We start from the raw sequence: 10,836 nt of genomic DNA, 5'->3' as shown, positions 1-10,836 counted from the left end.
TTGATTGAACCTGACGGTACGTCAGATCATGGCGGCGAGGGAAGCGGCATCGCGGCGATCGAGACGCACACCACCGCGAAGCGGTGGCGACCGATGATTGAAGGCTGACTATGCGCAAGTTCGAGACGCTGGGCTACGAGCAGGAAAACGGCGTCGCGTGGGTGACGTTGAACCGCCCGGACCGGCACAACGCGTTCGACATCACCATGATCGACGAGTTGCACGCGTTGTGGCGCGACCTGCGGCACGACGACGAGGTGCGCTGCGTGGTGCTCACCGGCGCGGGCGACAAGGCGTTCTGCACGGGCATCGACCGCGGTGTGGACATCCCGCAGCCGTCGTCGCCGTACATGATGGACGACCCGATGCTCCGGGTCGGCCCGAAGTTCTCCGACCTGTGGAAGCCGGTGATCGTCGCGGTCAACGGGATGGCCTGCGGCGGCGCGTTCTACCTGCTGGGCGAGTGCGAGTTCGCGATCGCGGCGGAGGGGGCGACGTTCTTCGACCCGCACACCACGTACGGCATGGTGTCCGGGTTCGAGTCGATGCACCTGGCGCAGCGCATGCCGCTCGGCGAGGTCATGCGGCTCACCCTGCTCGGCAACGCCGAGCGGATGAGCGCCGAGCGGGCCTACGAGACGGGCCTGGTGTCGCAGGTGGTCCCCGCCGCCGACCTGCTCGACACCGCCCGCTGGGCCGCCGAGACCATCGCCTCCTACCCCCCGCACGGCGTCCAGGGTTCGATCCGCGCGATCTGGGCGGCCCGCGACCTCACCCGCGCGCAGGCCCTCACCATGGCCCCGCACCTGATCGAACTGGGCAACCTGGACTGGTCCGAGCAGGCGGGCCTGTTCCAGGGCCGCAGCAAGGAGTTCCGGGTGCGCTGAGGCCGCGTGGTCCGGGGACGCCACCACCGCCCCGGGAACACGAATGCCCCCGATTCACCGAGGAACCGGGGGCGTTCGCGCGTGACGACGGCCGCCTGATACGTCGTCAGTCCAACGGGGCGGGTCAGAACGCGGGTGTGGGCGGGGCCGGCGCGTCGCCGAGCAGGTCCGCCGCGATCCGGTCGCGGTGTACGCCCGCGTCGCCCCACGCGGTACCCAGCGCCCAGGCACGCTTCATGAACAGTTGCAGGTCGTGTTCCTCGGTGTAGCCGATCGCGCCGTGCACCTGGAGGCAGTTGCGGGCCGCGAGGTCGGCCGCCTCGCCCGCGTAGATCTTCGCCATCGACACGTCGCGGCCCGCCGAGGGCAGGTCGCGGGCCAGCGAGTAGGCCGCGCGCAGCACCACCGGGCGGGCGAACTCCAATTTGATCAGCACATTGGCCAGGTGGTGCTGGACCGACTGGTGCGAACCGATCGGCACACCGCGCTGGACCCGCTGTTTGGCGTACTCGACGGTGATGTCCAGCATCCGCCGGGTCAGGCCGAGCAGTTGCGCCGCGGCGCCGAGCGCGCCCCGATCCGCCGCGCGGGCCAGCGCCCGCCGGGTGTCCGAGGCCACCAGGGTCCGCGCGGTCGGCGTGAAGTCGACCGTGAAGAGCTTGCGGCTGCGGTCGACCGAGCGCCGCGCGGTCAGTACGCAGTCGGCCGGCGTCGCCACGTGCAGGTCGCCGTCGGCCAGGCCGATCACCAGGACGTCGGCGGCCGCGGCCTCGACCGCGAGGCGCTGCCCGGGCAGCAGCACGGAGGCCGCCGCCCGACCGGCCGCGATCTCGGCCAACCACCCGGCGTCGGGCGCGAACTCGGCCAGCAGGCCGGCCGCGACCGCCGATTCCAGCAGCGGCTCGGGCAGCGCGGCCCGGCCGGCCTCGACCAGCACGGCGGCCAGTTCCTCGTCGCCCATGCCCAGGCCGTCGTGCTCCTCCGGGATCACGATGCCGGTCACGCCGACCTTGGCGAGTTCGACCCAGCGCGCGGAGATCGCGGTGTCGGCGGCCCACGCTGCGCGCACGTCGGCCGTGGTGCACCGGTCGGCGAGGAAGTCGCGGACCGTGTCGCGGAACAGTTCCTGGTCTTCGGTGTATGCGAGGCGCATCGTCGGGACCCTTCTACTTCGCTCGGGGCAGGCCGAGGATGCGCTCGGCGATCGTGTTGCGCTGGATCTCGTTGGTGCCGGCGTAGATCGGCCCGCCGAGTGCGAACAGGAAGCCGTCCAGCCAGCCGCCGTCGCCGTCGTCCAGCTCGCCCGCCTCGCCGAGCAGGCGCAGCGCGGTCGCGTGCAGCTCGACGTCCATCTCGGACCAGAAGACCTTGTTGATCGAGGAGTCGGCGCCGATCGCGCCGCCCGCCTGGAGCTTGGTGACCGTGCCGAAGGTGAACAGCCGGTACGCGTCGGCGTCCATCCAGGCCCGCACCACCGCGTCCCGCTCGGCCGGGCGCGGGTCACGCCGGTACAGCTCGATCAGCCGGTTCGCCGGCGCCACGAAGCGGCCCGGGCTGCGCAGGTTGAGCCCGCGCTCGCTGCCGGTGGTGGCGATCATGATCTTCCAGCCCTCGTCCACCCCGCCGAGCACGTCGGCGTCGGGGACGAAGACGTCGTCCAGGAAGACCTCGGCGAAGCCCGGCTCGCCGTCGAGCTGCGGGATCGGTCGCACCGTCACGCCCTCGGCGGCGAGGTCGACCATGAAGTAGGTCAGCCCGCGGTGCCGCTGCGCGCCGGGGTCGGTACGGAACAGGCCGAACAGGCGGTGTCCGTAGGTACCGCGCGAGCTCCAGATCTTCTGGCCGCTGAGCCGCCAGCCGCCGCGCTCCTCGTCCCGCTCCGCGCGCGAGCGCACGTTGGCCAGGTCGGACCCGGCCTCGGGTTCGGACCAGCCCTGGACCCAGATCTCCTCGCCCGCGGCCATCGCGGGCAGGTAGCGGTCCTGCTGCTCCCGGGTGCCGAACTCGAAGAGCGTCGGGGCGAACAGGAAGATGCCGTTCTGGCTGACCCGGCCGGGGGCACCGGCGCGGTAGTACTCCTCCTCGAAGATCAGCCACTCGGTCAGACCCGCCTCGCGGCCGCCGTACTCCCGGGGCCAGGACACCACCGCCCAGCGCGCGTCGAAGAGCTTGCGCTCCCACGCGCGGTGGGCCAGGAAGCCCTCGCGGGTGTCCATCGACGGCAGTGGCTCGGCGGGCACGTTGGCGGTCAGCCACGCGCGCGCCTCCCGGCGGAACTCCTGCTCCTGCTCGGTGAATTCGAGATCCACTGGGCGACTCCCTCGACGGGTGTGAGACCGAGGACACACAGGTCGAAACCCGGTCGGACACGGGTAGCATAACTGACGGGTCGTCAGGTTAGCTGCTGTACGCGGTGTGGCGACAGCGTGCGCGGCGTGTGATCGGACACGCGGACCGAGGCAGGTCGTCCGTGGAAACAACGAGGATCAAAGGAGGCCCCAGTGGCCGAGGCATACATCGTCGACGCGGTCCGTACGCCGGTCGGTCGCAAGAAGGGCAGCCTGTCCGGGGTGCATCCGGCCGATCTGGGCGCGCACGCGCTCACCGCGCTGGTCGAGCGCAGCGGCATCGACCCCGACGTGGTCGAGGACGTGGTCTTCGGCTGCGTGGACACCATCGGCCCGCAGGCGGGCGACATCGCCCGTACCGCGTGGCTCGCCGCCGGCTACAGCGAGGCGGTGCCCGGGGTCACCATCGACCGGCAGTGCGGCTCCTCGCAGCAGGCGATCCACTTCGCCGCGCAGGGTGTGCTCTCCGGCACCCAGGACGTGGTGATCGCCGGCGGCGTGCAGAACATGAACCAGATCCCCATCGGCGCGGCGATGACCTCGGCGAAGCCGCTCGGCTTCACCGACCCGTTCTCCGGCTCCAAGGGCTGGGTGGCGCGCTACGGCGACGAGCCGGTCGACCAGTTCCACGGCGCCGAGCTGATCGCGAAGCGCTGGGACATCTCCCGCGAGGAGATGGAGCACTTCGCGCTCGCGTCGCACGAGCGGGCGATCCACGCGATCGACAACGGGTGGTTCGAGAAGGAGATCGCGCCGATCGACGTGGACGGCACCGTGGTCTCGGTCGACGAGCCGCCGCGCCGGGGCACCACCCTGGAGAAGATGGCGGAGCTGAAGGTGCTGATGGAGGGCGGCCGGATGACCGCCGCCGTCGCGTCGCAGATCTCCGACGGCGCGGCGGCGCTGCTGATCGTCTCGGAGCGGGCGCTGAAGCGGCACGGCCTCACCCCGCGCGCCCGGATCCACCACATGAGCGTGCGCGGCGCGTCCCCGATCGAGATGTTGTCCGCGCCGATCCCGGCCACGGAGTACGCCTTCGCCAGGTGCGGCCTGGGCATCGACGACATCGACGCGGTCGAGATCAACGAGGCGTTCGCCCCGGTGGTGCTGTCCTGGATGAAGGACATCAAGGCGCCGCACGAGAAGGTCAACCCCAACGGCGGCGCGATCGCCCTCGGCCACCCGCTCGGCGCCACCGGCGCCCGCCTGATGACCACCCTGCTCCACCACCTGGAGCGCACCGGAGGCCGCTACGGCCTGCAGACCATGTGCGAGGGCGGCGGCCAGGCCAACGTCACCATCATCGAACGCCTGGGCTGAGCCCCGGGCACGACGAACCCGAAGGGCGCGAGTACCGGGTCCGGTACTCGCGCCCTTCGGGGTTCGCGGGAAGCGCCTGGCGATCAGTAGCGCTGCTGGTACACCTGGGGCTCGTAGGTGGACGGGCGCTGCGGGACGTACTGCTGGGGGGCCTGGACGCGGGGGACGCGGCTGGGCCACCAGTTGGCGCGGCCCAGGATGGTCATCAGCGAGGGCAGGATCACGATCCGGACCACGATCGCGTCGATCAGGACCGCGGCGGCCAGGCCGACGCCCATCTGCTTCATGTCGAGCATGCTCAGCGTGCCGAAGACCCCGAAGACCGAGACCATCACGATCGCCGCGCTGGTGATCACGCCGGCCGAGCTGGTGATGCCGCGCTCGACCGCCGCCTTGGTGGACATCCCCTGCATGGCCGCCTCGCGGATCCGGCTGACCACGAAGACGTGGTAGTCCATCGACAGGCCGAACAGGACCACGAACAGGAACAGCGGCAACCAGGAGATGATCGCGCCGCTGGAGTGGAAGTCCAGGTACTTCTCGGCCCAGGTGTGCTGGAAGACCACGACCAGGAAGCCGAAGGAGGCCAGCGCGGAGAGCAGGTTGATCGCGATCGCGGTGAGCGCGACCACCACCGAGCGGAACGTCACCGACATCATCACGAAGGTCAGCAGCAGCACGAAGCCGATCACCAGCGGCAGCTTGTCCTGCACGTGGTCGGCGAAGTCCTTGTTCAGCGCCGTCTCACCGGAGACCGCGAACTCGGCGCCCGCCACCGTGCCGACGGTGTTCGGCAGCACGCTCGAGCGCAGTTGCTTCAACGCCGTCTTGGCTTCCTTGGAGCTGGAGATGTGCGGCACGATCACGTCGGCCTTGAACGCGCGGCCGTCCTCGGAGACCAGCACCTCGACCGGGTCCTTGGCGAACAGCGGGTTGGTGCGGGTCTGCGCGATCGCCTTGTCCAGCGCGGCGCGGGTCTCCTTCTCCTTGCCGGCCGGGGCGAGGGCGATCAGGTTGTACGGGCTGTGCTTGCTCGGGTAGGCCTCGGTCATCCGGTCGTAGGTCTGCATCGTGGCCATCGAGCGGGGGAAGTCGTCGTCGGAGGTGTTCTGCAGCTTCATGTCGAAGGTCGGCAGGGCCAGCGCGCCGAGGGCGATCACCGACACGAGCAAAGTGGTCTTGGGGTGGTTCAGCGCCGGGCGCAGCATGGCCTTCCACACACGCGGCTCGCGGTCCGCGCGGGCGGTCAGCCGCCACAGGATCGGCACCCGGGGCCGGTCGATCTTGTTGCCCAGCTTGGCGAGCAGCGCGGGCAGCACGGTGAGCGAGCCGACCATGGCGACCGCGACCACGATGATGCCGCCGGTGGCCAGGCTGGAGAAGATCGCGTCGTCGGCGATGTACATGCCGGCCATCGAGACGATCACCGCGATCGCGGAGACCACCACGGCGTGTCCGGAGGTGGCGGCGGCGATCTCGATCGCGTCGATCCGGCCGCGGCCCTTGGCCCGCTCCTCACGCTCGCGCTTGACGTAGAAGAGCGAGTAGTCGACGCCGACCGCCATGCCCATCATCAGGATGATGCTGGACACCGAGCCCGCGTCGGGGAAGACCGTGGAGGCGAGGCCGTACAGGCCGATCGAGGCGCCCACCGCGGAGATGGCCAGCAGCACCGGCACCGCGGCGGCGATCATCGCGCCGAACGCGACCATCAAAATGACCAACGTGATCGGCAGGCTGAACAGTTCGGCTTTGCCGAGGTCCTCGGCGATCTGGTCCTGGATGCCCTTGCCGAGCGAGGCGTCACCGATCTCCTCGACCCGCAGGTCGGGGTGTTCCTTCTGGACGCTCGCCGTCGCCTTCAGCAACGGGTCGATGTGGTCCTTGGCCTTCTCGGCGTCACCCTTCATGGTGAGCGGCACAAGGAGCGCCTTGCCGTTCGTGGCCGGGATCGGCTCGGAGACCTCGGCGACCTCGGGCAGTGCCTTCAGCTTGGTGGTGACCTCGGCCGCGATCTTGTTCGCCGCGGTCCGGTCCAGCGCGCCGCTCTTCGCGGTGATCAGCACGTTCTCGCTCGCCGCGCCGTCCAGGCCGTACTGCTTGGCGATCGCGTCGGCCCGGCCGGACTGGCCGGTGCGCATGTCGGCCTTGGTGGTCTTCTCGGTACCCGCCGCGCCGCCGACGACCAGGCAGATGGCGACGAAGGCGATCCACATCGTGATCGCCCGCCACGGGTGGGTGGCGCTCCATCGTGCGACGCGAACGGTCGCCGGCTGCTTGGCCATTGTCAGGTCCCCTCGGTATCTCGCTCTGCTTCCCGCTGACAGTTCGAGTCTGTCGGCGGACCGCTCGCGGAACACTGCGCCGGGACCCCGAGCAGGGGTGGGTCCAGACCCACCCCCCGGATCGACGAGGGGCGTCGGCGGGGCGGGGGCATCCCCGGCGAACACGGCCGAATACGGCCGGAAATGCCGCCGGCACCGCCCACGGGGGGGGCGGTGCCGGCGAGGAGGTTCGAGGCGTCGGGTCAGACCCGGGCGGCCTCCAGGTCGTACAGGATCGTGCTCGCCTGCGCGGTGATCCGGTCGATCAACTCCGCGCACGAGGGCAGGTCTTCGATCACCCCGACCACCTGGCCGGAGGCCATCACGCCCAGGTCCGGTCGGCCGTCCACCATCGCGGCCTTGAGCAACATCGGCGTGTTGGCCGCCATCAACACCTGCGGCCAGCTCAATCCCTGCGACTTCTTCATCGCCAGGCCCTCGCGGGCCATGTCGGTGAGCCTGGCGCCGCTGAGCCTGCGGAACCGCAGCGCGTTGGCGATCGAGCGCGGATAGCGGGCGATCACCGAGCGCTGTTCGAGTCGCTTGACGAAGTCGGTGGCCAGCACCCGGTGCGGGACGCCGTCCACCTCCTTGGACACCACCGTGCCGTTGACGTCGGTGGCCAGGTAGACGTCCTTGACCGCGTTGCCCACGGGGCTGTCCGAGGTGAGCAGGAAGCGGGTGCCCATCGCGATCGCGTCGGCGCCGTACGCGAGCGCGGCGACCAGGCCGCGCCCGTCGAAGAAGCCGCCGGCCGCGATGACCGTGACCTCGCTGCCCCGGAGCACGTCGGTGACCTGCGGCAGGAGCAGGGTGGTCGGGATCGAGCCGGTGTGCCCGCCGCCCTCGCCGCCCTGCACGATCACCCCGTCGACGCCCCACTCGGCGACCTTCTGCGCGTGCCGCTTGGCCCCGATCGAGGGCACCACCAGCATGCCGAGGTCGTGTGCCCGTGCGATCAGGTCCTTCTTCGGCGCCTGCGCGAACGACGCGACCTTGATGCCCTCGCGACCCATCAGGTCGATCCGCTCGGCCGCGTCCGGCGCGTCCGCGCGCAGGTTGACCGCGAACGGCTTGGCGGTGCGCTTCTTCACCGCCGCGATCGCCGCGACCAACTCCTCGTAGGTCATCGTGGCGGAGGCCAGGATGCCCAGGCCGCCCGCCTCGGCGGTGGCCGCGACCAGGCTCGGGTAGGACACGTAGCCCATGCCGGTCTGCACGATCGGATGCTCGACGCCGAACTTCGCGGTGAAGCCGTTGCGCAGGGCCGGGTGCGGACCGGCCGCCCCGCTCACGCCGTTCGCCCCGCTCACGCCGGCACCTCGCGAAGGCGCATCCCGCGCGGGTCCAACACCTCGCGCACGATCCGCAGTTCCTCGTCCGACGGCACCCGGGAGGTGGGCACCTCGGCCGGGACCACCAGTTCGAAACCGGTCGCCTCGACCACCTCGTCGACGCTCACCCCGGGGTGCAGCGAACGCAGCCGCATGACCTTGGTGTCGGTCTCGAAGTCGAGCACGCACAGGTTGGTGACGACCCGTCGGATCTCGTGGAAACGACCCGCCGAACCCGTCGCCGCGGCCCGGTCGTAGCCGACGCAGGAGACCATGTCCACCTTCGGCGTCAGCACCCGCGCCGAGTGCCTGGGGATCCAGTAACTGGTGGTGTGGTTGATCGTGTTGCCCGGTCCGCCGCGCGAACCGAGCACCTGACGCTTGGGCCTGGCCCAGTCGCCGATCGCGGAGATGTTGGCGTTGCCGTGCGCGTCGATCTGCACCGGGCCCATCATCACGTGCCGGCGCCCGGAGGCGAGCACGTCGAGCACCTGGCGGTACGGGATCCAGCCGACCACGGCGAACTCGTCGGGCTTGGCGCCCAGTCGGGCGTCGCCCTCGAAGAAGTACGACTCGCCGTTGGACAACATCAGGTCCGGCTCGAAGGTCGCCCGGGCCAGTCGGGCGCCGATGGTGGGGATGGTGCCCATCGGGCTGCCGATGATCTCGCCGTCGCCGCGGAAGCAGTCCGCCACGGCGGCCACGCACACGTCCGCGCGCGTCGCCTCGGTCAGGGTGTCGGTGCTCACTTGGCGTTCTCCTTCGCGAATTCCGCGACGGCGGCCTGATACGCCGCTTCGCTCTCGACCTTCAGGAAGCGCCGCTCGAACGCGGCCCACGCCTCGGGGTCGGCGGCGGCCGTCGCGTACGCCTTCTGGAACGCCTCGTCGCGGCCGTACTCCGGCGGACACTCGGTGAAGTGCGCCCCGTTCGGCGCCTCGACCACGCCGTGCGTCATGTAGCGGTGCACGGTCAGGGTGTGTACGCAGCCCGCCGCCTTGAGCAGTTCCTCGCTCGGCACCACGCGCTCGGCCGAGACGTACGCCTTTTCCGCCGCGAGGCAGAACAGGTCGTCCATGAACTGGTCCGGGCCGGTCAGCGCGGCGTTGCCGCGCTCGTCGGCGACGTTGGCGTGGATCAGCGCGACGTCCAGGTTCAGTGCGGGCATCGCGACCAACGTCTCGTCGCCGTACGGCGATTCGATGGTCTTCAGGTGCGGCGAGACGGTGAGGATGTCCGAGCCCAGACCCGCGCGGGTGGGCAGGAACGGCAGGCGCTGCGCGGCGGCGCGCAACCCGGTGAGGAACATGCCCTCGTCGTACTCGACCGCCTCGACCAGACCGTTCTCCCGGACGTGGCGGAAGTTGGGCTCCAGCGGGATCGAGTCGAGCGAGACGAACGCGTAGACGAGCTTGCGCGCCTTGCCGGCGCGGGCGAGCAGTCCGACGTCGGGACCGCCGTACGAGACGACGGTCAGGTCCTTGAGGTCGGATCGCAGGATCGCCCGGACCAGGGCCATCGGCTTGCGCCGCGACCCCCAGCCGCCGATCCCGACGGTCATCCCGTCGGAGAGTTGTGCGACGACCTGATCGGGCGTCATGCGCTTGTCGGCCATGGATGGTTGCTCCCGTCTCTGATGCGAGGTCCGCGTCACTTGGAGGTGTCCGCTTCGCGGCCCTCGGTGAAGGCGTCGCGCAGTTCGTCCGACACGCCGGTCAGGTTCAGCTCGAACGTGAAGCCCTGCTCGTAGCGGTACGAGCGCTTGACGTCGACCGGGTCGATGCCGTTCAGCGACGCCTTCGCGGCGCGGATCACGGTCGGGCTCTTGGCCGCGATCGTGCGGGCCACCTCGAACGCGGTCTCGACCAGCTTGTCCCGGTCGACCAGCTTGTGGATGGAGCCGTACGCGTGCAGTTCGGCCGCCGGGGCGTTCTCGGACGTGTAGACCATCTGCCGCATGCGGTGCTGCGGGACCAGCCGGGCCAGGTGGGTGGCCGCGCCGAGCGCGCCGCGGTCGACCTCGGGCAGGCCGAAGAACGCGTCGTGCGAGGCGACCACGATGTCCGCGTTGCCGACCAGGCCGATGCCGCCGCCGACGCAGAAACCGTGCACGGCGGCGATCACCGGCACCTCGCAGTCGTACACCGCCGCGAACGCGTCGTAGCAGCCCTTGTTGGCGCCCACGAGCGCGTCGAAGCCCTCGGCGTTCGACATTTCCTTGATGTCGACGCCGGCGTTGAAGCCGCGTCCCTCGGCCCGGAGCACCACGACCCGGACCTGCCGGTCGCGGCTCGCCTCGCGGAGCCGGTCCGCGAGTTCGAACCAGCCGGCGACGGTGAGCGCGTTGACGGGGGGTGCGTCGAGCACCACCTCGGCGATGCCCTCACGCACCTCGTAACGGATAGCCATGGCAACCAGATCCATTCGGCCGCGTGCGTCGGATCGGCCGGTCATGCGCCCGGTACCGGCGGGTGCGGCCGACGCGGCCGTCCGGTCGTGAGAGGCACATCACCACCCGATCTGACTGATCGTCAGATTTCTGCCACCATAGTTGACCCCGAGCGACCCACGCCAGACGAACCGAGCGTGGCGCCCACGACACCGCAGACCTCCGGGAGCCGCC

The 10,836-nt window shown here is 70.4% G+C and carries 9 protein-coding genes; 2 read left to right on the top strand and 7 right to left on the bottom strand.

Translation table 11 applies throughout. The annotated features are described in order from the left end of the window. The first annotated feature begins 110 nt into the window (after positions 1–110). The gene (locus tag EMA17_RS25085; RefSeq protein ID WP_126639356.1) at positions 111–887 is read left to right on the top strand and encodes an enoyl-CoA hydratase/isomerase family protein; all 777 of its coding nucleotides are present in this window, start codon (positions 111–113) and stop codon (positions 885–887) included. A gap of 124 nt (positions 888–1,011) precedes the next feature. Here EMA17_RS25085 and EMA17_RS25080 read toward each other — a convergent pair whose 3' ends face one another. Both EMA17_RS25080 and EMA17_RS25075 read right to left on the bottom strand, forming a co-directional pair. Further along, the gene (locus tag EMA17_RS25080; protein ID WP_126639355.1) at positions 1,012–2,040 is read right to left on the bottom strand and encodes an acyl-CoA dehydrogenase family protein; all 1,029 of its coding nucleotides are present in this window, start codon (positions 2,038–2,040) and stop codon (positions 1,012–1,014) included. A 13-nt stretch (positions 2,041–2,053) separates the two neighbouring features. Further along, positions 2,054–3,196 carry an acyl-CoA dehydrogenase family protein gene (locus EMA17_RS25075; RefSeq protein WP_126639354.1) on the bottom strand — a complete coding sequence of 381 codons (1,143 nt, stop codon included), beginning with the start codon at positions 3,194–3,196 and terminating at the stop codon, positions 2,054–2,056. Positions 3,197–3,388: 192 nt separating this feature from the next. Here EMA17_RS25075 and EMA17_RS25070 point away from each other — a divergent pair, with 192 nt between their 5' ends. Continuing rightward, positions 3,389–4,555, top strand: a complete 1,167-nt coding sequence (locus EMA17_RS25070; RefSeq protein ID WP_126639353.1) for an acetyl-CoA C-acetyltransferase — start codon at positions 3,389–3,391, stop codon at positions 4,553–4,555. Between the two features lie 83 nt (positions 4,556–4,638). Here the strand turns inward: EMA17_RS25070 and EMA17_RS25065 are convergent, their stop codons facing one another. The 5 genes from EMA17_RS25065 to EMA17_RS25045 form a co-directional block, all read right to left on the bottom strand. Continuing rightward, entirely contained in the window at positions 4,639–6,840 is a 2,202-nt protein-coding gene (locus tag EMA17_RS25065; protein ID WP_126639352.1) for an MMPL family transporter, read from the bottom strand. Between the two features lie 242 nt (positions 6,841–7,082). Then, positions 7,083–8,192: an NAD(P)H-dependent flavin oxidoreductase gene (locus EMA17_RS25060; RefSeq protein WP_371863038.1), complete on the bottom strand. Its 1,110-nt coding sequence runs from the start codon at positions 8,190–8,192 to the stop codon at positions 7,083–7,085. Continuing rightward, positions 8,189–8,962, bottom strand: a complete 774-nt coding sequence (locus EMA17_RS25055; RefSeq protein ID WP_126639351.1) for a CoA-transferase subunit beta — start codon at positions 8,960–8,962, stop codon at positions 8,189–8,191. Before EMA17_RS25055 ends, EMA17_RS25060 begins: the two co-directional genes overlap by 4 nt. After that, positions 8,959–9,828 (bottom strand): CoA transferase subunit A, encoded by an 870-nt coding sequence (locus EMA17_RS25050; protein WP_126639350.1) that lies wholly within the window; start codon positions 9,826–9,828, stop codon positions 8,959–8,961. Before EMA17_RS25050 ends, EMA17_RS25055 begins: the two co-directional genes overlap by 4 nt. A 35-nt stretch (positions 9,829–9,863) precedes the next feature. After that, on the bottom strand, positions 9,864–10,622 hold the full coding sequence (locus EMA17_RS25045) for an enoyl-CoA hydratase family protein (protein ID WP_246126873.1): 759 nt from the start codon (positions 10,620–10,622) through the stop codon (positions 9,864–9,866). Between the last annotated feature and the right edge of the window lie 214 nt (positions 10,623–10,836).

It is taken from the genome of Embleya hyalina (assembly GCF_003967355.1).
In the GTDB taxonomy this organism is placed as follows: domain Bacteria; phylum Actinomycetota; class Actinomycetes; order Streptomycetales; family Streptomycetaceae; genus Embleya; species Embleya hyalina.
Note: the sequence above shows the minus strand (reverse complement) of the source record. Positions and strands in the feature narration are given on the sequence as shown.

Coding starts and splice junctions, on each gene's coding strand:
- EMA17_RS25085 (WP_126639356.1), top strand. CDS start 111: ATGCGCAAGTTCGAGACGCTGGGCTACGAGCAGGAAAACGGCGTCGCG.
- EMA17_RS25080 (WP_126639355.1), bottom strand. CDS start 2,040: ATGCGCCTCGCATACACCGAAGACCAGGAACTGTTCCGCGACACGGTC.
- EMA17_RS25065 (WP_126639352.1), bottom strand. CDS start 6,840: ATGGCCAAGCAGCCGGCGACCGTTCGCGTCGCACGATGGAGCGCCACC.
- EMA17_RS25050 (WP_126639350.1), bottom strand. CDS start 9,828: ATGGCCGACAAGCGCATGACGCCCGATCAGGTCGTCGCACAACTCTCC.
- EMA17_RS25045 (WP_246126873.1), bottom strand. CDS start 10,622: ATGGCTATCCGTTACGAGGTGCGTGAGGGCATCGCCGAGGTGGTGCTC.